The organism is Caballeronia sp. NCF2 (genome assembly GCF_023631205.1).
Classification (GTDB): domain Bacteria; phylum Pseudomonadota; class Gammaproteobacteria; order Burkholderiales; family Burkholderiaceae; genus Caballeronia; species Caballeronia zhejiangensis.
The window spans coordinates 1-24,698 of record NZ_JALQDN010000009.1 but is presented as its reverse complement, the minus strand read 5'-3'; the positions used below and the strand labels follow the sequence as shown (position 1 = coordinate 24,698).

24 protein-coding genes are annotated in these 24,698 nt (G+C 60.4%); 15 read left to right on the top strand and 9 right to left on the bottom strand.

Annotation, left to right across the window (positions count from 1 at the left end; translation table 11 throughout):
• Nucleotides 1-272: 272 nt before the first annotated feature.
• Entirely contained in the window at nucleotides 273-905 is a 633-nt protein-coding gene (locus NCS02_RS05825; protein WP_008350388.1) for a LysE family translocator, read from the bottom strand.
• A gap of 66 nt (nucleotides 906-971) precedes the next feature.
• The gene (locus tag NCS02_RS05820; protein WP_244807919.1) at nucleotides 972-2,141 is read right to left on the bottom strand and encodes a porin; all 1,170 of its coding nucleotides are present in this window, start codon (nucleotides 2,139-2,141) and stop codon (nucleotides 972-974) included.
• 217 nt (nucleotides 2,142-2,358) lie between these two features.
• Here NCS02_RS05820 and NCS02_RS05815 point away from each other — a divergent pair, with 217 nt between their 5' ends.
• A complete protein-coding gene (locus NCS02_RS05815) occupies nucleotides 2,359-3,099 on the top strand; it encodes an SDR family oxidoreductase (protein ID WP_250519389.1) in 741 nt (246 codons plus the stop codon).
• Nucleotides 3,100-3,111: 12 nt separating this feature from the next.
• Here NCS02_RS05815 and NCS02_RS05810 read toward each other — a convergent pair whose 3' ends face one another.
• Entirely contained in the window at nucleotides 3,112-3,783 is a 672-nt protein-coding gene (locus NCS02_RS05810) for a reverse transcriptase-like protein (RefSeq protein WP_250519388.1), read from the bottom strand.
• A 110-nt stretch (nucleotides 3,784-3,893) separates the two neighbouring features.
• On the opposite strand from NCS02_RS05810, the gene NCS02_RS05805 reads away from it, so the two are divergent.
• The gene (locus NCS02_RS05805) at nucleotides 3,894-4,400 is read left to right on the top strand and encodes a PRC-barrel domain-containing protein (RefSeq protein ID WP_250519387.1); all 507 of its coding nucleotides are present in this window, start codon (nucleotides 3,894-3,896) and stop codon (nucleotides 4,398-4,400) included.
• 51 nt (nucleotides 4,401-4,451) lie between these two features.
• On the opposite strand, the gene NCS02_RS05800 is transcribed toward NCS02_RS05805, so the two are convergent.
• Nucleotides 4,452-4,694, bottom strand: a complete 243-nt coding sequence (locus tag NCS02_RS05800) for a hypothetical protein (RefSeq protein WP_008350396.1) — start codon at nucleotides 4,692-4,694, stop codon at nucleotides 4,452-4,454.
• Between NCS02_RS05800 and NCS02_RS05795 the strand changes: the two genes are divergently transcribed.
• Nucleotides 4,693-5,004, top strand: coding sequence for a hypothetical protein (locus NCS02_RS05795; protein WP_372492530.1), 312 nt, complete (start codon nucleotides 4,693-4,695; stop codon nucleotides 5,002-5,004). The two genes, NCS02_RS05800 and NCS02_RS05795, sit on opposite strands and share 2 nt — an antisense overlap.
• A gap of 62 nt (nucleotides 5,005-5,066) precedes the next feature.
• On the opposite strand, the gene NCS02_RS05790 is transcribed toward NCS02_RS05795, so the two are convergent.
• Entirely contained in the window at nucleotides 5,067-5,774 is a 708-nt protein-coding gene (locus NCS02_RS05790) for a DUF2968 domain-containing protein (RefSeq protein WP_250456440.1), read from the bottom strand.
• Nucleotides 5,775-6,102: 328 nt separating this feature from the next.
• Nucleotides 6,103-6,678 (bottom strand): hypothetical protein, encoded by a 576-nt coding sequence (locus NCS02_RS05785; protein WP_250519386.1) that lies wholly within the window; start codon nucleotides 6,676-6,678, stop codon nucleotides 6,103-6,105.
• 237 nt (nucleotides 6,679-6,915) lie between these two features.
• Here NCS02_RS05785 and NCS02_RS05780 point away from each other — a divergent pair, with 237 nt between their 5' ends.
• The 3 genes from NCS02_RS05780 (at nucleotide 6,916) to NCS02_RS05770 (ending at nucleotide 9,509) form a co-directional block, all read left to right on the top strand.
• Nucleotides 6,916-7,191 carry a hypothetical protein gene (locus tag NCS02_RS05780; RefSeq protein WP_008350405.1) on the top strand — a complete coding sequence of 92 codons (276 nt, stop codon included), beginning with the start codon at nucleotides 6,916-6,918 and terminating at the stop codon, nucleotides 7,189-7,191.
• Between the two features lie 169 nt (nucleotides 7,192-7,360).
• Entirely contained in the window at nucleotides 7,361-8,818 is a 1,458-nt protein-coding gene (locus NCS02_RS05775; protein WP_250522943.1) for an esterase-like activity of phytase family protein, read from the top strand.
• A 172-nt stretch (nucleotides 8,819-8,990) separates the two neighbouring features.
• Nucleotides 8,991-9,509 (top strand): hypothetical protein, encoded by a 519-nt coding sequence (locus NCS02_RS05770; protein ID WP_250519434.1) that lies wholly within the window; start codon nucleotides 8,991-8,993, stop codon nucleotides 9,507-9,509.
• Between the two features lie 11 nt (nucleotides 9,510-9,520).
• Here the strand turns inward: NCS02_RS05770 and NCS02_RS05765 are convergent, their stop codons facing one another.
• A complete protein-coding gene (locus NCS02_RS05765) occupies nucleotides 9,521-11,107 on the bottom strand; it encodes an inorganic phosphate transporter (RefSeq protein ID WP_250519384.1) in 1,587 nt (528 codons plus the stop codon).
• A 261-nt stretch (nucleotides 11,108-11,368) separates the two neighbouring features.
• On the opposite strand from NCS02_RS05765, the gene NCS02_RS05760 reads away from it, so the two are divergent.
• From NCS02_RS05760 to NCS02_RS05720, 9 genes are all read left to right on the top strand, one after another.
• On the top strand, nucleotides 11,369-11,509 hold the full coding sequence (locus NCS02_RS05760; RefSeq protein WP_160172896.1) for a hypothetical protein: 141 nt from the start codon (nucleotides 11,369-11,371) through the stop codon (nucleotides 11,507-11,509).
• An 85-nt stretch (nucleotides 11,510-11,594) separates the two neighbouring features.
• Complete coding sequence (locus NCS02_RS05755) at nucleotides 11,595-12,005, top strand: hypothetical protein (RefSeq protein ID WP_008350411.1); 411 nt, start codon at nucleotides 11,595-11,597, stop codon at nucleotides 12,003-12,005.
• A 1,256-nt stretch (nucleotides 12,006-13,261) separates the two neighbouring features.
• Complete coding sequence (locus tag NCS02_RS05750; protein WP_250522942.1) at nucleotides 13,262-14,404, top strand: sigma-54-dependent Fis family transcriptional regulator; 1,143 nt, start codon at nucleotides 13,262-13,264, stop codon at nucleotides 14,402-14,404.
• Nucleotides 14,405-14,495: 91 nt separating this feature from the next.
• Entirely contained in the window at nucleotides 14,496-16,298 is a 1,803-nt protein-coding gene (locus NCS02_RS05745) for an NAD(P)/FAD-dependent oxidoreductase (RefSeq protein ID WP_350029927.1), read from the top strand.
• Between the two features lie 78 nt (nucleotides 16,299-16,376).
• Nucleotides 16,377-17,156 (top strand): acetoin reductase, encoded by a 780-nt coding sequence (locus tag NCS02_RS05740; RefSeq protein WP_250522941.1) that lies wholly within the window; start codon nucleotides 16,377-16,379, stop codon nucleotides 17,154-17,156.
• Between the two features lie 142 nt (nucleotides 17,157-17,298).
• Nucleotides 17,299-18,453, top strand: a complete 1,155-nt coding sequence (locus NCS02_RS05735; RefSeq protein ID WP_250522940.1) for a hypothetical protein — start codon at nucleotides 17,299-17,301, stop codon at nucleotides 18,451-18,453.
• Nucleotides 18,454-18,514: 61 nt separating this feature from the next.
• Nucleotides 18,515-19,564 carry a 2,3-butanediol dehydrogenase gene (locus tag NCS02_RS05730; RefSeq protein ID WP_250522939.1) on the top strand — a complete coding sequence of 350 codons (1,050 nt, stop codon included), beginning with the start codon at nucleotides 18,515-18,517 and terminating at the stop codon, nucleotides 19,562-19,564.
• A gap of 590 nt (nucleotides 19,565-20,154) precedes the next feature.
• Nucleotides 20,155-20,943 carry a hypothetical protein gene (locus NCS02_RS05725; RefSeq protein WP_250522938.1) on the top strand — a complete coding sequence of 263 codons (789 nt, stop codon included), beginning with the start codon at nucleotides 20,155-20,157 and terminating at the stop codon, nucleotides 20,941-20,943.
• A 30-nt stretch (nucleotides 20,944-20,973) separates the two neighbouring features.
• Nucleotides 20,974-21,300 (top strand): hypothetical protein, encoded by a 327-nt coding sequence (locus NCS02_RS05720; RefSeq protein ID WP_250522937.1) that lies wholly within the window; start codon nucleotides 20,974-20,976, stop codon nucleotides 21,298-21,300.
• Nucleotides 21,301-21,647: 347 nt separating this feature from the next.
• Here the strand turns inward: NCS02_RS05720 and NCS02_RS05715 are convergent, their stop codons facing one another.
• Both NCS02_RS05715 and NCS02_RS05710 read right to left on the bottom strand, forming a co-directional pair.
• Nucleotides 21,648-22,955, bottom strand: coding sequence for a hypothetical protein (locus tag NCS02_RS05715; protein ID WP_250522936.1), 1,308 nt, complete (start codon nucleotides 22,953-22,955; stop codon nucleotides 21,648-21,650).
• A gap of 492 nt (nucleotides 22,956-23,447) precedes the next feature.
• Nucleotides 23,448-24,194: an HNH endonuclease gene (locus NCS02_RS05710; RefSeq protein WP_250482027.1), complete on the bottom strand. Its 747-nt coding sequence runs from the start codon at nucleotides 24,192-24,194 to the stop codon at nucleotides 23,448-23,450.
• Nucleotides 24,195-24,698 lie beyond the last annotated feature (504 nt).

Below are 24,698 nucleotides of genomic sequence, written 5' to 3'. Positions count from 1 at the left end.
GAGACATTCGATTGCTATCGAATCCTGAATCAGCGGCGCACGCGCGGCGTTCGCTTTCCTCGACGCGCGAGGCAAGGAAGTATCGGGTAATCGGCAAAATCCGGCGCGCGACGTTTCGTCGCCGCTTTCTCGCATGGCGGGTAAATCAAGCGAAACGCAAAGTTCTCGGATTCTGCGATTGGCGTAATTTGTCGCGAGAATTAATGCGCAGTTATCGACTATGACTCAATGTAATAATTCGCGCGATTAATTCGATCCCGAAAGTCGCTGAATCAGGTCGCGGGCCGCCGCACGAACGCGAGCATCACGCCGAAGCCGATCATCAGCGCCCCGCTCACGCGATTGAACCATGTGAAACCGCGCGCGCCGCGCGAAAGCGAGCCAAGGCGCGCGCCCAGCGCGGCGTAAATAAAGATCGCCACCAGTTCGAGCAGCAGGAACGTCGCGCCGAGAATGGCGAAGCTCGTCGCGTACGCGCTGCGATCGACGAATTGCGGGAAGAAGGCCGTGAAGACGAGGATCGCCTTCGGATTGCCCGCCGCGACCCAGAATTCCTGTTTGATGAGCCGCGCGAGATTCATCGGACCGCGCGCCGCGCCCTCTTCCTTGACGACGAGCGACGGTCCGGAGCGGATCAGCTTCACGCCGATCCACACGAGGTACGCCGCGCCGGCGAACTTGATCGCCGTGAAGAGCGTCTGCGATGCGAGCAAAAGCGCGCCGAGCCCGAGCCCGGCGATGGCGATCATGATCGCGAAAGCGACGATCCGCCCGAACGACGCCAGCACCGACGCGCGAACGCCATCGCGCGCGCCGTTCGACAGCGACAGCACGTTGTTCGGCCCGAAGGCCATGTTGATGGCGAAGCACGCGGGCAGGAACAGCGAGAAAGTCTGGAGCGACATGGGACACCTGCGGATCGGCGCAAAACAAACCGCAAAATTAGCACGCGCGCGACGCCTGCAGAATGGTCAGAAACGATGACGGATGCCCGTGCTCAACATCAGCTGATTGCGGCCGCTCGACGGATCGTTGGTGTTGATCACCGCCGGCGCGCCCGACGAAGCGCGCTGATAGATCGACTCCAGATACACGTCCGTGCGCTTGGAGAGCAGATAGTCCACCTGCAGCGCGCCCTCGTGCCAGTGCGCGCCGCCGCCGTTGGTGTACACGTACATTCCGGAGATCTGAATCGCCGGCGTCAGCTTGTAGATGCCGTTGATCTCGTAATTGTTGAGCGCGAGCGATGGCATCAGCTCGCCGGTGTCGGCATCGGTGACGCCGGAATTGATCGCGCGGGAAAATGCGCCGCCCAACGTGAATTCGCCGATCTCGTAGCTCATGCCGACGCCGAACGTGTTCTGCCGCTGCACGTTGGCGTTGAATATCGTGTTGCCCGGGCCGGGCAGCGCGAGCGAATCGTATGCGCCGCTCGTCGTGTTGCCGCGCCCGTTGTTGTGCAGATAGGCGGCGCCCGCGTTGAAGGAGCCCGCCGAATAGTTGGCCCCGACGCTGTACGCGCGATTGTCCGAAAATCCGCCCGCTTGATTCGAGAACGCGTAGAGACCGCCGAAACTCAGGCCGCCATAGTTTCCACTGGTGTATTTGACGGAGTTCGCCGCGAGGAACGAGTTGTTCGCGTTGTCGTTGTCGAGCAGATGCGCGAACGCCGTGCCGCCCGTGTTGCCGGTCAGCGTGAAGGTCTGGAAGTAATCGTGGATCGAGTCGTATTGATGGCCGAAGGTGAGCGTGCCGAGCGTATCGGTGCCGATGCCGACATACATCGGATGATCGTTCAGCCCCTCGCCCGTCGCGACGGACAAGCCGCGCTCGAGCCGGAAGATCGCGCGCGCGCCGCCACCGAGATCCTCGGTGCCTTGCAGTCCCCAGTAACTTCCGTCGATGGTGCCGCTCGTCAGGCGATATTGCGAGTGGCCGCCGACGTTGTTCGTATAAGCGATGCCCGCGTCGAGTTCACCGTAGAGCTGCACCGAGCTCTGAGCCCACGACGCCGCAGGCAAGCCGATGAAGGCCGCGCAAGCCGCGATGCAGCAAGTCAGCGAGCGATTGTTGCGCGCGGCAAGGTGATCGGACTCGGAGATCGACGACGCAGCTCGGGATGCTTTGCGGCGATTCGGCATGGCAGGCTCCGATGATTCTTGTTTGAGATCGATTGTCAATTTTGTGAAGAAGCTTGTCAGTCAAAAGAAGATGCCCGATCGCATCTGTGTCCAGGAACCAACGAACGACCGTATTCCCCGCTCGCTCCTGTTGCGGGGATGACGCGTTTTGGCGTAGCCGGCGCCCCGCCGCGCTTGTCGATAGAATCGGACGACTTAAGCCAACCCGACCACGCTCATGTCCGAACCGATTCGCGTCATCCTCACCGGCCACACCCGCGGACTCGGCGCCGCGCTCGCTTCGCTGCTGCTCGAGCAAGGCGCGCAAGTGCTCGCGATTTCCCGAAAGCGCAACGACGAACTCGCCGCGCGCCATCCCGGTCAGTTGCACGAAGTCGAGTTCGATCTCGCCGATCTCCCGAAGCTCACCGAATGGCTGTCGGGCGACGCCCTGTCCCGCTTCGTGTCCGGCGCGCAACGCGTGGTGCTCGTCAACAACGCGGGCCTGCTCGCGCCGGTCGGCAGTCTCGCGGATCAGAAGCCGGCCGACGTCGCGCGCGCGGTCAGTGTGAACGTCGCCGCACCGCTGATGCTTGCGTCGGCGGTGGCGCAGGCGGCCGGGCCGTCGATCGACACGCGCATCGTGCATATTTCGAGCGGCGCGGCGCGCAACGCTTACCCCGGCTGGAGCATCTACTGCGCGACCAAGGCGGCGCTCGATCATCACGCGCGCGCGATCGCGCTCGACGGCAATCGCGCGCTGCGCATCTGCAGCGTCGCGCCGGGCGTCGTCGACACCGACATGCAGGCCGAAATCCGCGGCACCGCGCTCGAACGCTTCCCGATGCGCGAGCGCTTCGACGCGCTCAAGCGCGACGGCCATCTCGCAACGCCCGAGGCGTCGGCGCGCAAGGTCGTCGATTATCTCCTGAGCGACGCATTCGGCGACACCCCGACGGCGGACGTCCGCGGTTTGTAATGATTCCGCAAGTCAGGCCGCTTCGACCGACGCGCGCGCCGCGTCGAGCGCCTGACGCGACAGCGCATCGGCGCGGGCGTTGCGCGCACGCGGAATCCACTGCAGACGCACATCGCCGATCTGCGCGATGAGCGAGCGCACGCGCGCGGCGTGATGCGCGAGCGAGCGGATGCCGGCGTTCTCCGGTGCGCTGACGTCGTCGATGACGACGCGGCTGTCGCCGTAGACCACCGCATCCGCTGCACCTTCGCGCAGCGCCGCTTCGAGAAGCGCGATCAGCGCGAGATATTCCGCCGCGCTGCTGTCGCCGATGCCCGCGGCGATGCTGATCTCGACCGTCTCCCCGAGCGGACCGACGAGCACCCCTCCCATTCCCAGCCGCCCGGGATTCGGCAGCGCGGAGCCGTCGAACCAGCCGCGCCATCCTGTCGCTTCGGGCTCGGTCCTACGCGGCCTGCTCCGTTCGGCGCGCCGGGCGTCGCGTGAGCGCAGCGCATCGGCGTTTCGGATTTGCTCGGCGCGGCGCGCATCGACGAAATCTCGCAAGGATTGCTCGCCCGCCGCCTTCTGCAACGTCCTGACGAGCGCCGCGTGCTCGGTGAGCGCCGCGCCTTTGGCGAGACGGCGGCTCTGCATGCGCTCCTTCTTGTAGGCGACGGCCAGCAATTCCTCGAAAGCGATCATGGGCAGCGGACGGAATGAACGAATTCCGAGCTTAGCAGAGCGCGATGACACGCCATGGGTACGGCCGTTGCTCACCATAACGTGTCTCACGATGGTCAAAGGAGCGGATCATGAGTCAATCGATGGAACCGGCTTCCGCGGGCGCGAAGATCGTCGGCAAGGGCGCGGCGACGGCCGCCGGCCCCGGACCCGATGTCATGGCGGCGAGCACGCTCGACGGCAATTCGGTCACAAGCAGCGACGGCCAGGATGTCGGATCGCTGAAGGAAATCATGCTCGACGTGACGAGCGGACGGATCGCTTATGCGGTGCTGTCGAGCGGCGGCTTTCTGGGCCTCGGCGACAAACTGCTCGCTGTGCCGTGGAGCGCACTCACGCTCGATACGGACAACCACTGCTTCCGGATCGACGCGACGGCCGAGCAGGTGCGCAACTCGCCGGGCTTCGACAAGGATTCCTGGCCTTCGATGGCGGATCGCGTCTGGGCGAGCACCGTGCATCAGCACTACGGACGCGAGCCGTACTGGTCGAGCGACCGGACGAGCGACGTCGGCCCGGGCGGCGCGATCCCGCCCGGCGGCGTGGATGCGCCCGAAGCGGGCGGCGTGAAGCTATAGCAAAGAGGAAATCGCCGCCGATGGGCGGCGTTTAAGACGCGCGGCGCGCGGTCAGTCGAGCGGCCGCTCTCCGACCTGAATGTTGACGCCTTCGGTTTCGCCCATCAGCGCGCGCAGGACATCGCCTGCGAAATCCTCGATGGCGAAGTGCCATTCGAGCGAGCCGACCGGGAAGTCGTTGGGGCTGCACTTGCCTTGTGCACGGCGAATCGCACCGACCGAGAGGCTCAGCGCGCGAGCGTGCTGAAAGTGCGGATCGTCCGAGTCGAGGAACGGGAATTGGTCTTTATCCATGACATCCTTAACGGTCCCCGCCGACGAAACTTTAGGCCTGCTACGAGCGCGCAATCGTTTGCGTACGTTCGAGTTTGAAGACACCATGCAGCCTTATCGAAATATTGCCGGCAATTCGGGCGTCGAAGCATTCGACATCCTGCACGACGGCATCAAAGTGCGCTTCGTCAACGGCGGGACATACCTGTATGACTATCGCGTGCCCGGTCGCGCGCGCGTCGAGGAAATGAAGCAACTGGCCCGCGCCGGACGCGGGCTCAGCACATACATTGCGAAGTTCGGTGGGGAGTATGCCGAAAGAATCGACTAGCTGCCCGAAGGGGCGATTCTACGCGAGATCGGGAAGTTTTCTTCGGACGATTGAATGTGGCGTCATCGAACGACAGGCAGATTCGGCACGTTCTCGTTGACCGCCGTGTTGAGTTGGTGAAGCTGGCGCTGCAGCTTGTTGAGTTGCGCCTGCGCCGCGGCGCGCCGTCCTTCGAGTTGCGCCAGCTCCTTGCGAATTTCCTGCTGCTTGAGCGCAACCTCCTGATCGTGCCGCCCGCCTCGCTGCAAATCGACGCGCACGCGCTCGATCTGCGCGTCCGATTCCGCGGTGAGACGTTCGATCTGCTCGTTCTGCGCTTCGAGATGCGCGCGCCGCATTTCGGCGTCGGCAAGCCGCATCGCCTGTTCGACGAAATGACGGAACGCCGATTCCGCCGCGCCGAGGTCGCCGGCCTTGAGCACGCGCCAGACCGCATCCTCATGATGGAGCACGGCGTAATAGATCAGATCGCGCGGATAAAACAACAGGCTCGCGGAATAGGCGAAGCTCTGAAACGTGCGAAACGTCGAGAGCGCGCCTTGCTGAACGAGCCATTCGACTTCCGCGAGATGCGCGGCCTGCACGGCTTCCTTGCCGGATTGCTGGGTGGCGGGAACGACCCCGGGCCGCAGCGGCGTGACGCGCGTCGAAAGCTGAACCGGGACGGACTCCCCCTCGGACAGGTCTTCGGCGTGGATCTCCGGCGCGGTGAAGCCGCGTGGAATGTTGGCTTTTTGACGCACGAGAAACGATGGTGCGTTGTCGAGCAAGCTCCCTCTTCTGCTCAGCAGGCTTTTCACGATGGCTCCCTGGCCAGTCTTTTCCAGCACTGGCCGTCATGCATTGAGGTTGGTTTAAATTCGGTACCGCGACACGCGTTATTCGATTCGAATGAATACCGGCGCAACCATTCTGCATGACGAACGGAATCTGCTTTCTTTCGCTCGAATAAGCTATCGGATCAAGTATAGGCGAGACGTCCGGCGATTCAAACGATGCAGAAAATGCCGCCGACGCAGTGCGCGGATTCCGTGAGAAAGAGGATAAAAATGTAACGCGATGAAAAAATCGGAATGCGCCGAATGCAACGATCGAAAATCAAGAGTGGCGATAAAACGCTTGCGTCCCGTTCATCCTCATCCTGGCGATTTGAGCGGAGCGCGCTTTCGACATCAAGGCGACCATACGCATGATCCTGATGCCCTGAAGACCGCACGCAATGCCCGGCGTCTCAGCGACGCGCGACTCGAGCGAACCCATGACGCCATGCAGATTGACGACAGGCGTCGGCAATCCGGGCATGCCGATCTGCGTCGCGGGCCTGTGCAGCGGCGCGTGCGTCAGTGCGGCTTCGCGCCGATCGTCCGAGAAGAAATCTGACAGAACCTCTGGCGTTTCGACATGAGGCGCGCCTTCGTTTCGATTCTGAAAAAATTCGTCAATCGATTCCAAATAACGAACCGGCGTTTCTTCGACACGCCGTGCAATTGCCGCGCAGCGTTGCAGTTTCCAGTTTTCGCGCTGACTGACTGCCGCGATCGAATCCGCGATACGCGCGCGCATTTCCGCTTCGCGACGCGCAATCAATGCGTTCAGCATGTGCGCTTCCTCGCCCGACTCCTCGGGCAATTGATCGCGCCATTTCAATAATTCGCTCAGTGCGATGATCGACATGAAGTACTCCGTGGCGTGCAGACTTTCGAACGGGAAACAGGCAATTCGATATTGTTTGGATCGCGAATTGTAATAGACCCGCGCCCTGGATCGCCTGTCAAATATCCTATCCGTTTATCGGCCATTTAGCGTCGCTTAAGACATAAATAAGGACAGTCCTAATCGCGGCGCACGCGGCACGTTCGATGCTGACGGTTCTGTAAGCGGCGCGCCTGGCGCCGGCTCAAGGAGACAGATATGAAAACCACTACCGCGATCGCTGGCGCGCTCCTCGCGCTCGCCAGCACCAGCGCGCTTTCGGAGGAAATGTCGCGCGATCAGTTGATGCAGCGTCAGCAGCAGATGCAGCCGGGCAAGAATGAACCGATGCCCGCCCCGCGCACGGGCGACTCGTCGCAAGGCGGCGTGCAGTCCGGCACCTCCGGCGGCGGCACGCTGATGCAGCAGCGCGAGCAAGGGATGTCGCCGGCTCAGCCGGGTGACTCCAAATCGACCGGGACGATCAAGCAGTAGCCGCGCACTTTCGTCCACGACGCCGGCCTTGCGCCGGCGTTGTCGTTTCGGGATCGCGCGCTCGCATCGGTCGGATATGGCTCGAAGTAAAGGATCGCTTCCTTAGTCATATGAACGTCACTTGCCGCTCGTAATAATGCGCGGGCAATTCCATCGAAAGGAGACGTTCATGGTTCGAGCGCGTGCATGTGCCTTGTCGTTCGGTTTTTTAGCGTTGAACATCGCGGGTTCGTCCGCGTGGGCGAGCGTCGATCTCATCGCGATCGGTCAGTTGAGCGGCAATGCCGTCGATCGCTCGAAGGCGACGGCCGCGCCGCTCGAAAACGGCGCGCCGGGCAATCTGCTCGGCGGGCTCGGCTCCGGACTCGCGTATGCCGGCTGCGACACGTTTCTCGCCGTGCCCGATCGCGGCCCGAACGCGATCTCGTACAACAAGGCCATCGACGACACCGCGTCGTACATCAACCGTTTCCAGACGCTGATCCTGCGCCTCCATGCCGGCGCGAAAGGCGGCACGTTGCCCTACACGCTCGATCCGACACTCGTCGACACGACGCTCCTCCATACGCGCGAGCCGCTCGTATACGGCGACGGCGCCGCGGCGAACGTCGGCAACGGCGCGCCCGCGTTCAACGCGAAGAAGCACACGCACTACTTCACCGGCCGCTCCGACAACTTCGCGCCGACGCGGCCGTCGACGTATCCGCGCGACGCGCGCTTCGATCCGGAAAGCATCCGCGTGGCGCGCGACGGCGCGAGCGTCTTCATCTCCGACGAATGCGGCCCGTACATCTATCGCTTCGACCGGCAGAGCGGCGAGCGCATCGCGGCGTACGCGGTGCCGGCGTCGTTCGCGGTGACGGCGCTCTCGCCCGTCGGCAGCGACGAGATCGGCGCGAACGCGTCGGGCCGCGTCGCGAACAAAGGCATGGAAGGCCTCGCGATCTCGCCGGACGGCGACGCGCTCTTCGGCGCGATGCAAAGTCCGCTGCTGCAGGACGGCGGCACCAATGGCGCGTACACGCGCATCCTGCGCATCGATCTGCGCACCGGCAAGTCGACGCAGTTCGCCTATCCGCTCACCAACATGGGCACGGCCGACAAACCGAACTATCCGACGATCAGCGATATCGTCGCCGTGAACGACCACGAGCTTCTGCTCGACGAGCGCGACGGCAAGGGCCTCGGCGACGATTCGAGCGCGGCCGTCAAGCGCGTGTATCACGTCGATTTTTCGGGCGCGCAGGACGTGAGCCAGACGAGCGGCGCGAGCGGCCTCGCGCCTTTCGCGCTGCAGAAGACGCTGTTCCTCGATGTCGTCAAGGCGCTGAACGCGCACGGCATCGCGTCGACCGACATTCCGGCGAAGCTCGAAAGCCTCGCGTTCGGGCCGGACGTGCGCGTCGGCGGCGCGCTCAAGCACACGTTGTTCATCGCGAACGACAACGACTTCGTCGGCACCGTGACGGACACGAACCATCCGGACGGCATCGATAATCCGAACCAGTTCTTCGTCTTCGCGATCGACGATGCCGATCTGCCGGGCTATGTCGCGCAACGTCTCGACGACAAGGCTTGCCGCTCCCGCCACGACGACGATCACGGCCATCGCCGTCATGACGATTGACGCGGCCCCTTCGCGCGCTTATCCACAGTTTCGGTGGACAAGCGTGTAGATAAGTCGAGGGCCGCGCGTCTATCCCGTTGATGCGACACGCGTTTCGCGGATGCGTCCGGCGAACGCGCGCCTCCTTAAACCGTATATACTGTTTTCTCCACATACGACGGGAGAGAACGGGATGAGCACACCGCAAGTCAAGGCGCCGACGAAGAAGGCGTTTCATTTCCCCAAGGGCGCAACGGAAGCCGCGCCCGCTCCCGCGAAGCGCGGGGCCAAGGCCAGCAAGAAGACGGCTAAACCAGCAGAGCAGACCGAGGCCGCGGCCACGACGCCGAAGACCGCGAAGAAGCCGGCCGCGAAAGCGCCCGTCGCAAAGAAAGCCGGGAAGACGCCGACAGTCGAAGCCGCTGCCGCGAAGAAAACGGAAAAGACCGTCGCGAGCCAGCCGAACGCCGACGCGAAAGCCCGCCGCGTGAAGAAGGAAAAAGTCGTGCGCGACAGCTTCACGATGCCCAAGTCCGACTACGCGAAGATCGCCGCGCTCAAGGAGAAGTGCCAGAAGAACGGCGTGCGCGTGAAGAAGAGCGAACTGCTGCGGGCCGCGCTCGCGATGCTCGACGCCGCGCCCGAGAAACGCCTCGTCGAAGCGATCAAGGCGCTCGAAACGGTCAAGACCGGCCGCCCGGCGAACGCCTGAACGTCACGCACTCAGAAGAGGTTTCTGAACGCCCAGTAGAGACCGGCGGCGAGCGCGATCGACGCCGGCAACGTCAGCACCCACGCGAGCACGAGGCTGCGCACGGTGTTCCATTGCAGCCCCGAGCCGTTGGCGGCCATCGTTCCGGCGACGCCCGAAGACAGCACGTGCGTCGTCGAGACCGGCAGGCCGTAGGCATCCGCCGCACCGATGGTCAGCATCGCGATCAACTCCGCCGACGCGCCCTGCCCGTACGTCAGATGCTGCTTGCCGATCTTCTCGCCCACGGTCACGACGATGCGCTTCCAGCCGACCATCGTGCCGAGCCCGAGCGCGATCGCCACCGCGACCTTCACCCACGTCGGGATAAACTTCGTCGCGTGATCGAGCTGCTTCTTGTAGTTGTCGATCACGGCGCGGTCCGCGGGCGCGAACGCGGGCGCGTTCGCCTTCTCCATCAGGCGGATCGCTTCGGACGCGAGATACATGTTGTTGCGCACGTTATCGACAAGGTTCTGTGGCACCGCCGCGAGCGATCCCGACGCGCCGACCTGGTTCGCGATGATGTCGGTCAGTTGCTTCAGCGCGGGCAGCGTCGCGGGCGAAAGCTGGCGCGTACGCACGTAGGATTGAACGTCTTCGCGTGCATCGGCGGATGGTGGCGCATCGTTCGGATATTTCGCGAAGCTCGCCGATGCCTCGTGCGCCACGGCTACGAAGTTCTGCGTTTCGGCGGGGCTCACCGCCTTGTTGAGCGCGTAGGCAGTCGGCACCGTGCCGATCAGAATCAGCATGATGAGACCCATGCCTTTCTGCCCGTCGTTCGAGCCGTGCGCGAAAGATACGCCGGTGCACGTCAGAATCAGCAGTGCGCGAATCCAGAACGGCGGCGGATGATTTTTCTTCGGTTCCTTATAGAGCGCCGGCACGCGCACGAGCGCCTTCAGCAAAAGCAAGAGGAGTCCCGCGCAGATGAAGCCGACAATCGGCGAGAACAGCAGCGACTTGCCGACGCCCGCCGCCTGCGACCAGTCGACGCCGCTCGTGCCGTTCGGCCCGCGCAATAGCTGATTCATGAGACCGACGCCGATGATCGAGCCGATCAGCGTATGCGAGCTCGACGACGGCAGGCCGAAATACCACGTCGCGAGGTTCCAGATGATCGCGGCGATGAGCAACGCGAAGACCATCGCGAAGCCTGCGCTGCTGCCGACCTGGAGTATCAGCTCGACGGGCAGCAGTTGCAGGATGCCGAACGCGACCGCGCCGCTCGAAACCAGCACGCCGATGAAATTCCACGTCCCGGACCAGACCACCGCGAGGTTCGGCGTCAGCGAGTGCGTGTAGATGACGGTCGCGACCGCGTTGGCGGTGTCGTGGAAGCCGTTGACGAACTCGAATCCGAGTGCGATCAGCAGCGCGACGGCGAGCAGGAAATAAGGCAGTGCGGAACTCAGCCGGACGGATTCGAGATCGTTAGCCAGATGCAATCCGACATAACCGATACCGCCGAGAAGTATGAGACCGAAAACGATGAGACCGGTCCGGCGCGTGCGTTCGCTCACGCCGCCCTGCTGAGGAAATGCGATATCCGGCATGGTTGCCTCGCGTTCACCGTAGCGGAGCAAAGATACGGTCCGTCGACCTTTCCGACTGTGAATCTTTTGTGTCAACAGTTCATGTAAAACTTTCGCTGCGCGCATGCTGACGCGCGTACCCCTCCTTTCGCCCATGTCCGCATGCAAAGCGCGCTCCCCGCGTCATGCGGGTTTTGCGCTCGCGGAAGCATCGGCATCCTGAATGCATCGGAGTCGCTCACGTGACGCCGTTCGCCATCGATATCCGCAAAGGGGGCTGCCATGTACTTCGGGACACTCGTCGCTCGCTCGCGCGACGATCAGGAAAATGCGACCTGGCAGCGCGACATGGATGCATCGCGCGTCGTCACGGCCGGCCGTTGCCGCGCGTTCTGGCGCTGGCTCGCACGATGCTTCGCGTGAGCGGAAACATCCGAAAGTAAAGGATCGTCGCGCACCCGAGGTAATAGGATTCGTCCGAGCGTTTCCAAGCGCCGGAGCGGCTTAAATGCAGGCCTTCCGTTATTACAAGAGGCTTTTCAAGATGAATGACCTGCATATTTCCGTCGATCCGAACGGCCACGCGACGCTCTCGCAGTCGGTGCAGATCAGCGAACATTGCAACAATCGCGCGCGACTGCTTACGTCGCTCGTGAACATCGTCGCTGCGCCGGGTGGCTTCGAGCACTTCTGCGCTTATCCCGAAGCGATGCGGCGCGACATCCTGAATTTGCTGCGCTCGGTGGCAGAGGAGCAATTGCCGCTTATCGCCGCACTCGAGGAGCACGCGACGAAGGCCGGTTATGAGCGAGGTGCTCAGGCGGCGCGCGAAGTGCTCATTCAGGAACAGCAGGCGGCGAACTCGGCGCTGCACTACGACGCCGAGAATCACGCCGCTCAGATGATTCTCACGCACTGAGCTTGCAATGCGATGCCCCGTGTCTTACGCGGGGCGTTTCTTTCTCGGCGGATCGGCCGCCGCGCGCAACCGTCCAAAGTCCGTTGCACCGCCGCAAAGCAAGAAGGCGACGCGCGAAGCGGCGGCACAATCCGCAGTCACCACGACGGAAACGGATCGAATTGCAGCGTTTGCCGGCAAGCCGGTGCATCGTTGAACGATTGCCGCTTACATAACGCGATTAATCCGATTTCTTTCCTGGCCGCATCGTCTATCCTTCTGAATGTCGTAAGAGGTGGGCTGCATGGGCCGCTGCGCCCTGCCATGTGCGAGAGTTCATCGAGCATTATTAGAGGCGCAACCGTACCAGCGCTCATGACTCTTACGACAACTCTTCTCGCTCCCCTCCACTTGTTGTCCGCATGCTCGACGCTCGATCGACTGCGCGCCGCCATGTTTAATCAGTTATCCGAATCTATGATGTCGAAGCGCGAGGAAAAGGACGAAGCTTCCTCATTTCGATTGGAACCACTTGAGATTCGAAACAACGACGGGCCGCGTTTCGGATTTTTTCGGCATACGGGCCTTTTACAGCGCCCGCGTCAATTTTGAGAACAAAAAAAAAAGCCCTTGAAGATCAAGGGCTTGAGGTTCTGGCGGAGAGAGGGTCCGCCATAAACTCTTTGTTTATAAGGCTTCGTGCGCCTTATCCTCTTATACCCGCCTACCAACCCGCCTACAGACTGAGTGTATTTATGCAGTTGCGGTCAGGCTACCGATAGCGCTGGCCTTGAGCGTAGCTTGAAAGACGGGTGCACCAATGGCCGCTAGCGCCGTCGCGCGCCTGCCCTAGCCGGAGCCTTAATGAATTCGGAAGGCCTGGAAACGACTCAACCTGGTCAGACAGCTTCCTCTAAACCAGCCATTTAGTGGAATCGATGTCCAGCCAACCGGAACGCTGGTAAACGGCCGGTAGTGGACTCACCCGATCAGCCAGCAACCGTCATTCACTAAGGCTTAACCTCGGCCGCTCGAACGGCGGCTTCGCAACCGGCAACTCCCCCTCATCGCTTCGTTAAACGACGTCGATCTTCTTGCATCGGCCGTAGGTTGGCAGTCGATCCGGTCGACTGAGACGGACGTCTCAATGACGGCGATGGTGCATTGCGGTGTGATCTCCGCGAACGCGCGTGGTACAAAGCTTCAACCAACGAAGTATCGATGTGCCGTGCAACGACGTATTGTGCGCGACGCTATCGGACCGCCGGAGACTCGCCATGCCGTATGTTCCGCAGACCCGACATATCGAACGCGTGCGCAGTGCAATCGAGGCGCGCGGGCCCCGCGCGGGTGAAGGCGCGTCGCCCCGGCTCGTGTCGTCGTACCGGCGTTCGCTCGAACAATATCACCTCGATCCGGGTGCCACGGTCGGGCCCCGTATCCTCACAACGCCGGAGCTTCGCGATATTCGCCAGCGCGAGGAACCGGTGCTGCGCGCGTCGGGGCAGTGCCTGTCACAACTGCACGAGATGGTGCGAGAGGCGGACTATTGCGTGATGCTTACCGACGCGGCCGGCGTGACGATCGACTATCGCGTCGACCCGGACCGGCGCAACGCGTTCAAGCGCGCGGGGCTGTACCCGGGTTCGTGTTGGTCGGAGCGCGAGGAAGGCACCTGCGGCATCGCGACCGTGCTGCTCGACTGTGAACCGATCACGGTGCACAAGTTCGACCACTTTCGCGCCGCGTTCACGACGCTGACGTGCAGCGCCGCGCCCATCTTCGGCCTTTCCGGCGAGCTGATTGGCGTGCTGGACGCTTCAGCCGTACGGTCTCCGGACGAACGCGAGAGTCAGCGCCTCGTCAACCATATCGTGCGGCAGAGCGCGATTCTGATCGAAAACAGCTATTTTCTCCACGCCACGACGAACAGCTGGGTGATGCTTGCACACCGCAACCGCCACTACGTGGAATCGCAGCCCGAGATCCTCATCGCCTTCGACGAGCGCGGCCGGGCCGTTGCCGCGAACCGCCGGGCAAAGGAATGCGTGCCGGGCCTCGATCGCTTGCCGTGCGATGCGTCGGAACTCTTCAATACCCGCGTCTTACGGCTTCTCGATGCCCGCATGGGAAGCGACTTCATATCGCTGCGGCTCGCGCGCAGCGGTGAGCCGCTTTTCGCGCGGGTGCGCCAGCCGGTGCTCCAGACGCTGCATCGGCACAGCACACCGGCCGCCGCCGTTAGCGGGCCCCAAGCACCCGTATGCGAAGCCGATATGACCGAACGGCGACGTATCGTCAACGCGCTCACGACGGCCAAATGGCGCCCGATCGAAGCGGCGAAGCTGCTCGGCATGTCACGAGCGACGCTCTACCGGCGCATCGCGAAGCACGACATCGTGCCGCCTCATCGGCGCTGATTCACGCGGCTTTTAGCGTTCCATTTCCAGTGCGGGCGAGAAACCCGCCTTCAGCAATGTATTGACCATCCGTTCCAATGGAGGAGTAACCGTGGCCGAAGCCAATCCGATTTCCGTCGTAGCAGGCGTGCTCGAGCGCCTGAACACCGCGCTCGCGAACCGGGACCTTCCCGCCGTCGTCGAGTTGTTCCAGCCGGACTGCTACTGGCGCGACCTCGTGAGTCTCACCTGGAACATCAAGACCATGGAAGGCCGCGAACAGATCGCTGCGATGCTGGAGGCGCAACTGGATAGCGCCGATCCGTCGAATTTTCGCGTCGCAACCGGTGAGGCCGAAACAGAAGCGGATGGGATCGCACAGGCGTGGATCACGTTCGAGACGGGCGTTGCGCGCGGCAATGGTTTCATCCGCCTGAAGAACGGCCGGATATGGACGCTGCTCACGGTGATGAGCGAACTGAAGGGCCACGAGGAGCCGAAGAATTTCAAGCGGCCGATGGGGGCGGAGCACGGCGCGCGCGCTGGCCGAACGAGCTGGAAGGAACATCGCGAGCATGAAAGCGAAACGCTGGGTGTGACGAAGCAGCCGTATTGTCTGATTGTCGGTGGCGGACAGGGCGGCATCGCGCTCGGTGCGCGGCTGCGGCAACTGAACGTGCCGACCATCATCATCGACAAGAACGACAAGCCGGGCGACGCATGGCGCAAGCGCTACAAGACACTGTGCCTGCACGATCCCGTCTGGTACGACCACATGCCTTATCTGCCGTTTCCGGACAACTGGCCGGTTTTCACGCCGAAGGACAAGGTGGGCGACTGGCTCGAGATGTACACGAAGGTGATGGAGCTGAACTACTGGAGCTCGACCACCTGCAAATCGGCGCGCTACGACGAAGCCGCGAAAGAATGGCTGGTGGAAGTCGAGCGTGGCGGCAAGACGCTGACGCTGCGCCCCAGACAACTCGTGCTCGCAACGGGCATGTCGGGCAAACCGAATATTCCCGCGTTCAAAGGCCGCGAGGTGTTCGAGGGCGAGCAGCACCATTCTTCGCAACATCCCGGCCCCGACGCGTATCGCGGCAGGAAAGTGGTGGTGATCGGCGCAAACAATTCCGCCCACGACATCTGCGGCGCGCTGTGGGAAGCGGGCGTGGACGTCACCATGGTGCAGCGCTCGTCGACGCATATCGTGAAGTCGGAATCGCTAATGGAGCATGCGCTCGGCGATCTCTATTCGGAGCGCGCGGTCGCCTCGGGCATGACGACATGGAAGGCCGACATGACTTTCGCGTCGTTGCCGTACAAGATCCTTCACGAGTTCCAGATTCCCGTCTACGAGAAGATCCGCAAACTCGACGCCGAGTTTTACGCGCGGCTCGAACGCGCGGGCTTCATGCTCGATTTCGGCGATGACGGCTCGGGTCTTTTCATGAAGTATCTGCGGCGCGGCTCGGGCTATTACATAGATGTCGGCGCGTCCGACCTCGTCGCCGATGGCAAGATCAAGTTGAAAAGCGGCGTCGATGTGGCGGAGCTGAAAGCGCATTCCGTGCTGCTGTCGGACGGCACCGAGTTGCCGGCGGATCTCGTCGTCTATGCGACGGGTTATGGATCGATGAACGGCTGGGCCGCCGATCTGATTTCTCGCGAAGTCGCCGATAAGGTGGGCAAAGTATGGGGCCTCGGCTCCGCTACCACGAAAGATCCGGGACCGTGGGAAGGCGAGCAGCGCAACATGTGGAAGCCGACACAACAGCAGGCGCTGTGGTTCCACGGCGGCAATCTGCATCAGTCGCGCCACTACTCGCAGTATCTGTCGCTGCAACTGAAGGCGCGCATGGAAGGCATTCCGACGCCCGTGTTCGGGCTGCAGGAAGTTCATCACCTGTCGTAATCAACGCGACGATCCGGCAGCGCATTCTTGTAGACGGGTAACTGGGCTGCCGGCTCAAACTTCTACGAAGGAAGTCCGATGACCATTCATTCGAAGGTGGCGCTCGTCACGGGCGCCGGGCAAGGTATCGGCCGCGGCATTGCGTTGCGGCTTGCGAGGGACGGTGCCGACCTTGCGTTGGTCGACATCAACGTTGAGAAATTGCAGATGGTTGCCGCCGAGATTCGCCATCTTGGCCGACGGGCGACCCTCTACGTGGCCGATGTTTCGAAGCGGGACGAAGTCTATGCTGCTGTCGAACATGCCGTAAATGAACTAGGCCCGCTCGACATCATGGTGAACAACGCCGGGATCGCTCAAGTGCAAGCGCTTCTGGATGTCACGCCGGAAGAGGTAGAGCGGATTCTGAAAGTCAACATCGAGGGCGTGCTGTGGGGCATTCAGGCTGCCGCGAAGAAATTCAAGGTGCTCAACAAGAAGGGAAAAATCATCAATGCGGCGTCGATTGCGGCTCACGATGCATTCGCACTGCTTGGCGTCTATTGCGCAACGAAGTTCGCGGTTCGGGCGCTGACGCAAACGGCGGCCAAGGAACTGGCGAGTGACGGGATCACGGTCAATGCCTATTGTCCGGGTGTGGTCGGAACGGACATGTGGGTCGAGATAGACAAACGCATGGCTGAAGTAACAGGTGTGCCCGTCGGCGAAACATACAAGAAATATGTGGAGGGAATAGCACTAGGTCGCGCCGAAACGCCAGACGACGTTGCTGGATTGGTTTCATATCTGGCCGGACCCGATTCCGACTATATGACCGGACAGGCGCCGATGATCGACGGAGGAATTGTTTACCGATAGCGTGCCAGCGTCCGTTCAGTCCAGAGCGCGACGTTGACCGACGCGGCTGCGCTCTCTTCGTCCGATTTTCAAGCGCGCGATTGACCGTCGTGGGTCCGGCGCGCTAACCGATCGGGCTTTTATCGTATTGGATATGCCGATCATGGAACCCATTATCTCCGACATTGCTGCGCAAAAGAAGTTATCCCTAGCGCCATCGGGATTAGTACTCCGACCTTTCATGTTCTCAATCGCCGTGTTTTTAGTTGTGCATGCCATAAGCCTTGGCATATGGCGTCTGTTTGTCGACGCAAAAGTGGCCGTCTGGAAGTACTCGCCACAGCCGTTCGGCATGTATCTCTTCTGGGGCATCCTGGTGCTCGTTTTCATCGGCTTCAATTTCGGCATGGCCGGGTTCTCGACGCTCAAACAACCCGTCCGCGGCTGTATCGCCACCGTTGTTACGGTGGGGCTTGCATTCCTCTTGCCGGGCGTACTTGTCTATGGCTATGGCACATTGGATCCGGCATTTAGCTCAGTCGGCGGTGTTGGATATGGTGCGGCCGGACTTATCGTGCTGATCGGTTTTTATGGCTTCGGCATCCTGCCTACAGGCATGTCCGGCTGGCCATGGTCAGATAGCGGGCTGAAACCTGTAGTCGACAGCGTTGCGCAACTGGCAAGCGGCTGTTGCCTCACGGGACTCGGTTATTTCCTGCTTATATACCCGAACCTGACGACAGCTTCCGGGCCTCACGCGCCCTTGCTTGCTCTGCCAGTGGCGATCGGCTGGTTCTATTCCGTTATCGTCGCGTGGCTCACGACCTTCCTTATTTTCGACAACTGGCCGTGGAGCATGCTCAAGCGGAAAAGTCACGCCGCGCTCGCGGCACTCGTCGGCAATTTCGTACTGGGGACAGCACTCTATGCAGGACATCTCGCGCTGCTCAGATGGGTTCTCATTCCTTCCAGCGCGGTCGAAAAACTCGGTATAACGCTGCCAATCTGGCCTGCGCAGTTGGGTGTGTGGATCGCCTTCTGGCTGATCTTCTGGGCCAACGTTACGGGCAATTGGTCGAATCGGTTCGGCAATTCGACGAATCGTGTGATACGCGCATCGATTTGCTGGGGCCTTGGTTTGATCTCTTTCGAAATCTATACGCGATGGTTTGCCGTATCGGTACTTCATGAAGCGGAAATAATCCCCGGTTTCGGCGGTGACCCGCTCACCTGGGTCGATTTACTCAACTACGTCATGCTGATCTATGTCGTTTATTTCGAATTCTATGGTCTCTCCAAAAGGAAATCTGAGAGTTGATAAAAGGGCCGGGCAGGTTCCAGGACGTGCATTCTGCACTTAACCGAAGGAGTCGATCACTATGAAAGCTGCTGTCTACTATGGTAATCGCCAAATCACAATTGACGATGTTCCAGAGCCGTCGCCATCGAAAGGCGAAGTGAAGATCAAGGTCAGTCGGAACGGCATCTGCGGGACCGACATCCACGAATACTACGACGGTCCAGTCCTGATTCCAAAGACCGAGCCGCATCCATTGACTGGAAGGACCTTGCCCGTGGTGATCGGGCATGAGTTCTCCGGAACTGTCGTGGAAGTGGGGCGCGACGTCACCGGCATCGAGGAAGGGGATAACGTCGCGATCGAGCCGGTTATTCGGTGCGGCATGTGCAGGCCATGTAAGTCCGGCTTCTACAACGTGTGCCGATGCGTCGGCTTTCAGGGACTCTCATCCGACGGCGGCATGGCGGAATATGCGGTCGTGGCGAGCCACATGGTTCACAAGCTACCCGGCATCGTCCCCGTCGAAATGGGCGCGCTGGTCGAGCCAATGGCGGTCGCCTATCATGCGGCCACGCTCGGGGATGTGACCGATCAGAGTCGTACGCTTGTTTTCGGCGCGGGTCCAATTGGCATAGGTCTGTGGTTCGCTTTGCGCGGCATGGGCGTAACCGAGATCGACGTGGTAGAGCCGTCGGCGATCCGTCGCAAAGCAATTGAAGGGCTAGGAGCCCGCACGATCGACCCGACGAGCATTGACGTGCCGGCACTCATCGCGGATAGAACCAACGGTGAAGGCGTCGATGCCGCGTACGACGCCGCTGGCGTGCCGGCTGCTATCTCGGCTGCGTTGAAATCATTGGGCGAGCACCGGACGCTTGTGAGCGTTGCGATCTACGACAAGCCGATGCTTACGCCGTTGCTCGAGACTGTTATGCGTGAACGGCGCATACAGGGGACGCTCTGTTACACAGGCAAGGACTACGAGAGCGTGATCGCTCTGATGGAACGCGGACACTACAAAACCACGGGCTGGGTGGAAACCGTGCCGCTGGAGAATGTGCTCTCGGAAGGTTTTGAGGAACTGCGAGCTGGGCGGAAAATGAAAGTGTTGGTTGACCCAACACAATAGAAACCAGTCGCGGAACGGGTCATTGCTGACATAGGGCACACTCCGTTATAGCAGCAATGCGGCGTCTCACCGGCCTTAGGCGGTGCTGGGTACCCGTTCTCCAGAGTCTGACTCGTCGATCAGCACTTGTGAGGGACTGTTCATTCGTCACGGAATCGCCGCCACTACCTTCGATGAGCGCACCACCGAATATCGTCTTTGCTGCGCCGGTGCCGTGCGGGCATTCACACATCGGGTAGAAATCCGTACGCTCGGACCGGGCGTTGTCGACACTTCTGATAACAGATCACACAACGGCTGCAAAATTTCGGACGATGTGACGTGGGCGGAGGTCCGTTAGAGTTCCGGGAGCGGCCATTGCCGAAGTTTCGACCTGAGTGACGGCAAGGGGTCGGGGTGAGCCCATCCGAGCTACGAACTCGTCGCCGCAAAGCGGCCATCTGGGCTTGGCTGCCGGATAACGGCCCGTCGTCAACGCGAACTCCCGACCCGTTGCGGCCTTTCAGCCTCGCGCCAGACGAGAGGCCGCTTTGGGAGCTTAGACGTCGGCCGTCGTACACTGTTACCGATAATCAACAACCGGGGTGGGCATGGCGGGCGAGTTCGAAGAGATCGGCCATTCGGGTGGCAGGATTACATTTAAGAGTGTGACCGACTCAGACGGGCGCGAGGGATATCAGATGTCCTACTCGTCGTCGCGCCCGGTACCGGTGGTCCTGACCGGTGTCTGGGCGCTGGCGGAGTCAGGCATACCCGTCTCGACGTATAACGTCGCGGGCCCAGATGGACCACCGTTTCCAGGATGCATCGCGGTGCTGGTGGCATCCGACAGCGAAGGCAAGTTCGGGCATCACTGCCCTGCTTGCGATAGCTACTGGCGCAGTGGCCCGTGGGCCAACGTCTGCCCTTACTGCGCCGTCCAGCTTCAATCGTACGAGTTTCTGTCGCGTGCGCAGCGTCGTTACGTACGCCACTACTGTGAGGTGCTAGTTGCCGCCATGTCCTCTGACGACGCGCGCGACGTAGCCATCGACATGGACGCCGTCGCTGAGGCTGTGGGGGCCTCGGGCGAAAAACCGTCATTTTACGTTTCCGAAGAGAGCCAGCAGCACAAGTTCACATGCCGTGCCTGCGAGGAGTTCAACGACATCCTTGGGCGTTTCGGGTTCTGCTCACTGTGCGGGACGCGCAACGATCTCATGGACTTTGAAGACCGGATAGTGCCGGCCATACGTGACCGGCTGAACGCAGGTGCAAGCCCTTCCGACTGCGTACGCGACGGCGTGGGCGCGATCGACACCTTCATCGCCCAATACGCCAAGGCACTCGCGCTCCTCGTGCCGATGGTGGAGCAGCGGCGGAAACGCCTGACGGGTTGAAGGTTCCACGACCTTGCCGAGGTCTGCGATGTGTTCTCCAAGTATTTTGGCATCGAGGTATGCGGCGGCATGCAGGCCGAGGAAATCGAGTTCGTGACGCGACTTTTCCATCGCCGCCATGTTTACGAACACAACGGCGGCGAGGTGGATGCGCGTTATCTCAAGGAAAGCGGTGATACCACGGTGCGGCTTAAGCAACACATCCAGGAGACGCAGCAGGACGGTCATCGGCTGATGAACTGGCTTGTGAAGATGGCGAGAAACCTCCACAAGGGGTTTCATGAAATCATTCCGCCCCTGCCCGAACCGATCCAAGCCTTCGAAGACAAGAAGGAGCGAATCGCCCGGTACAGGTAGTGAGATTTTCTTGCTTTACGGCGAAGTACACTTCGCGGATTTATACGCGGTCGATCAACGTCGCTGAACGACCCACGGCCGCCGGTCGCGCTATCAGGAATTCAACGGCAGGTAACAGAATGGTCCGGTCATCCAAGCCGACTTCGCGGGGACGGCAGGTCGGCCTTTCCGGGGCTAGGTAGAACGCAACTTCAGTGGCCGCTCGGGACGCGCTGATCTGACGGAGCGATGGCGGACTTGCTCGGCCGGTCTGTCGCGTCCAGTTGCGGCGCCCGTGTCGTTGGACCGGCTACATTACTCCGGAACCCCTGACAGACGAACCAGCAGTCGATCATCTTGACGATATTCTACTGCCCGTTAAGGACGCTGATCTCGTCCCCTGCCACGCGGAGCCAGCCCACATTCTCAAGGAACAGGCCACGAGCGTCTTGTTGAGATAGCTTGCCTGCAAGCACCAGCCGAAGCACACCGAGCAGATCGATAGTTCGCGTTACCAGAATGCGCATGTTCACTGCGTGTCTGATTTGTTGCCCATCGATCTCCTGATCTTTCTCGGCGATGGATCGCGCGTTTTTTATGTTCGTATTTGCGACAAGTATTGCTGGAAAATTCTCATCATATCCCGACCTATCGCGATGCGAGTCGGTCTGGTTTATGTTCTCGCGCCCGACTCCACGATTGATACCTTTTACCTCACATACCGCGATAACTTTCCCATCGTCATCCAATAGCTTGATGTCTTCTCGCAAATCATCGGTTGCATCAACTCTCGTCCCCAGCGCTGCATGCAGTATGGCACTCACGTCAGCGACTAGTTCGGAACCGCTATGAAAGAGAGCCGCTTTAAATTTGGACAACTCTTGCAAGCGGCGGTCGATTTCAGCTATTTTAAGAAGTAAGTCGCTCTTACCTGCGGACAGCGAATCTTCCTCTTCAAAGTTATACGAGGCAATCCATCCGGGGAGAGTTTCATGCAGCTTGTTGTGTACAGCAATTACCGCATCAACAAGCAACTCCAGATATTCTTCAACTACTTCATCGCGACTGTCTGGAATCAGGGAAGGGACAAAATATTCGCCACGGTTCAGCAAGAAACCGACAGTCCTGCCACCGGCCGTCGCCAACGGTCGGAAATCGAGCGAATCGTCGTGGCACGTAAAATAGCTATTCGCTGCTCCAAACATTTCTAGGAAACGCTTGAACTCATCGAGCACGGGCGCGGGATGAGCATGACGGGAGGCGAAGTTTTCTCTATAGAATCCGCTGTAGGATAGCTGGTACTTGACTAGGTCGGTGCGTGAGAAATCGCGTCCATCCTCGTGGTCGACGAACCGATGGGTGAGAAGATAGCAAAGAAATCCCCCTTTCCCCAATAGTAGTGCGGCCTCCTTTTTTCGTTTGTCAAGTTCATCTGGGTCGAATTTATGCCCAAGGTATGAACCTGCGTAATTGTTGTGTCGCTCGAACGTCTCGAATAATCCCTGAAACAAGACAACAGCATCGTATTCTTGGAATCGCCTGGTAGTGCCATACGGTTCAAAGAATAACGAATAGTTTCTTGTACGAAGAGGCTCCGTCGGTACCGGCAACCCCTTCCTTTCAAAGCCATATACTAAGACATTGTAAATGCGCTCTTGGTTTTCTGTAGATTTCATCGTCTTTAGTCTCGGGGAAGCGATATAGCGACGCACACTTTTATAAGTTTAGCATTTTGATTAAGGCCGGGAACCGCGACATCCATGAACATGCCGCCGGAATTCAGCACCTCGCCTACCTTTTGCTTGATGTTCGGTTTGAGCGGCTGCAGGAATGATCGGAAGGGCATAGAAGCTACCGGTCTTGCGATGTGACGTCGAAAGACTGGGATGCGTCGAAGAACTCGTCCCGCTGAATAAGATGAGTAGTCGCCTTTCGAGGTGCCCGCTGCATGAACGGCGGCCTGGCTCATGGAACGGCCGACCCAGCGACGATCAACGAGCGACCTATAAAGGCCGAACTGCGCGCGTGGTTGGTCCGTCAGGTTCAGGAGTACTGCTGCCGTCTCAAAGGCAGGTTTCCCCGCTTGCGCAACGACAGGATGTGGCCGAACGTTTCCGGACAAGGCGGCGGTAGTTCCTACTCTCATAACACTTTGACTTGCTTTCCGACTATCGCGCTCCGAAGTGTCTTTCTCGATGGCAGTTTGGACAAAGGGCCTGTGCGTTCTCTTCGGTATCGAGCCCACCATCCGCCAAGCGTTGAACGTGATGCACCTCAAGGTACGCGCTTCCATCAGGCCGGAGGAAGGGCGCCGGATTATGGCAGCCCTCGCACCTTCCGTTCGACCGGAGTAGAACCTGGGCGATGACGAAGGGGTTTCTTTTGAAAACGGTCGTCGTCACCGTCATCTTCTCCGGGACGGCTGGCATTTGCGCAACGGCTCGCTTACGCTCGACTTCTGACGCGAGAAGCGCGCTTCTGACCCGAAGGTCAAGATCGATTGCTTCCGTACTACTTCCGTCTATCAAGGACAGTCTCGCCAGAAAGTGTCTGTGAATCCGTTCCGGAACACGGTAGGTTGGATTCGTTCTTTTGACATACGCAATGTGGCTGTTGAGCGTAAAGAGAGCCGTAGCTAGGAAGCCGGGTCCCAGCGCAACGATTTTTTCGAAGTTGTATCGCCAACCATCCTCAGAGATCGTGTTTTGAATGAGGCGGCGGTTAAGCAGGTAGAGATAGCATTGCCAATACCCGTTGGCGGTTCGGCTTCGATTAGGCTCAAGGCTCAGGCGTGACATAAACAGCTCGTTCGCCTTGTTTTCCGGCAACGTCCCTTCGAAAACCCGGCGAGAAATCTCGTATCCCGCTTCGATCATTTCCGGTGTACTTTCTTGCTTTTTCTTCTTATCGGTCATTTTCTGCAATTAATGAAAAGATATCGTAACGTCGTAAGACGTCTACACAATTGAAGTAGTATGGTATCGCGACCACGACTTCTCAACTGCGGACTCGAGAGCCCAGCCGGCGGCGTGTGCATGTGTCGGTTGACTTTCGAATGTCTGCGTAGGAATTCCATGGAGCGACGGATGTTGGCCGAACAGGAGAGGTCGCCAACGGCCGCTTTATGGCAGAAAGAAACGCCCGCCCAACTGGTGTCGATCGACTGATGTGGGTCGGGAGCGCGCGCTGTGACTAAAGGCCGTTTTGGGCAAGCAGAATTACACGGGCCGCTCACCGGCGAGGAGGCGGAGGACGGGGATGACGCAACCCGGTAGAGTCGAGATGTGGCGCGGTAGCGGTAGGTTCGGTTTGTCTGTTGCCGCCCCTTTCGTCTGGCGGTGACCGAGTAACCTCGCCTTAACCCCGTTTCCACACCCCGCTCATCGAACCGGACATGCAGATCTCCCGCATCCGGCTCT

What these genes read in the sequence shown, in the direction of transcription:
- NCS02_RS05825 (WP_008350388.1), bottom strand. Translation starts at nt 905, where the DNA reads ATGTCGCTCCAGACTTTCTCGCTGTTCCTGCCCGCGTGCTTCGCCATC.
- NCS02_RS05800 (WP_008350396.1), bottom strand. Translation starts at nt 4,694, where the DNA reads ATGGATAAAGACCAATTCCCGTTCCTCGACTCGGACGATCCGCACTTT.
- NCS02_RS05795 (WP_372492530.1), top strand. Translation starts at nt 4,693, where the DNA reads ATGACATCCTTAACGGTCCCCGCCGACGAAACTTTAGGCCTGCTACGA.
- NCS02_RS05710 (WP_250482027.1), bottom strand. Translation starts at nt 24,194, where the DNA reads ATGACCGATAAGAAGAAAAAGCAAGAAAGTACACCGGAAATGATCGAA.
- NCS02_RS05815 (WP_250519389.1), top strand. Translation starts at nt 2,359, where the DNA reads ATGTCCGAACCGATTCGCGTCATCCTCACCGGCCACACCCGCGGACTC.
- NCS02_RS05750 (WP_250522942.1), top strand. Translation starts at nt 13,262, where the DNA reads ATGCCGTATGTTCCGCAGACCCGACATATCGAACGCGTGCGCAGTGCA.
- NCS02_RS05820 (WP_244807919.1), bottom strand. Translation starts at nt 2,141, where the DNA reads ATGCCGAATCGCCGCAAAGCATCCCGAGCTGCGTCGTCGATCTCCGAG.
- NCS02_RS05760 (WP_160172896.1), top strand. Translation starts at nt 11,369, where the DNA reads ATGTACTTCGGGACACTCGTCGCTCGCTCGCGCGACGATCAGGAAAAT.
- NCS02_RS05780 (WP_008350405.1), top strand. Translation starts at nt 6,916, where the DNA reads ATGAAAACCACTACCGCGATCGCTGGCGCGCTCCTCGCGCTCGCCAGC.
- NCS02_RS05740 (WP_250522941.1), top strand. Translation starts at nt 16,377, where the DNA reads ATGACCATTCATTCGAAGGTGGCGCTCGTCACGGGCGCCGGGCAAGGT.
- NCS02_RS05775 (WP_250522943.1), top strand. Translation starts at nt 7,361, where the DNA reads ATGGTTCGAGCGCGTGCATGTGCCTTGTCGTTCGGTTTTTTAGCGTTG.
- NCS02_RS05735 (WP_250522940.1), top strand. Translation starts at nt 17,299, where the DNA reads ATGGAACCCATTATCTCCGACATTGCTGCGCAAAAGAAGTTATCCCTA.
- NCS02_RS05730 (WP_250522939.1), top strand. Translation starts at nt 18,515, where the DNA reads ATGAAAGCTGCTGTCTACTATGGTAATCGCCAAATCACAATTGACGAT.
- NCS02_RS05765 (WP_250519384.1), bottom strand. Translation starts at nt 11,107, where the DNA reads ATGCCGGATATCGCATTTCCTCAGCAGGGCGGCGTGAGCGAACGCACG.
- NCS02_RS05770 (WP_250519434.1), top strand. Translation starts at nt 8,991, where the DNA reads ATGAGCACACCGCAAGTCAAGGCGCCGACGAAGAAGGCGTTTCATTTC.
- NCS02_RS05755 (WP_008350411.1), top strand. Translation starts at nt 11,595, where the DNA reads ATGCAGGCCTTCCGTTATTACAAGAGGCTTTTCAAGATGAATGACCTG.
- NCS02_RS05805 (WP_250519387.1), top strand. Translation starts at nt 3,894, where the DNA reads ATGAGTCAATCGATGGAACCGGCTTCCGCGGGCGCGAAGATCGTCGGC.
- NCS02_RS05785 (WP_250519386.1), bottom strand. Translation starts at nt 6,678, where the DNA reads ATGTCGATCATCGCACTGAGCGAATTATTGAAATGGCGCGATCAATTG.
- NCS02_RS05725 (WP_250522938.1), top strand. Translation starts at nt 20,155, where the DNA reads ATGGCGGGCGAGTTCGAAGAGATCGGCCATTCGGGTGGCAGGATTACA.
- NCS02_RS05810 (WP_250519388.1), bottom strand. Translation starts at nt 3,783, where the DNA reads ATGATCGCTTTCGAGGAATTGCTGGCCGTCGCCTACAAGAAGGAGCGC.
- NCS02_RS05715 (WP_250522936.1), bottom strand. Translation starts at nt 22,955, where the DNA reads ATGAAATCTACAGAAAACCAAGAGCGCATTTACAATGTCTTAGTATAT.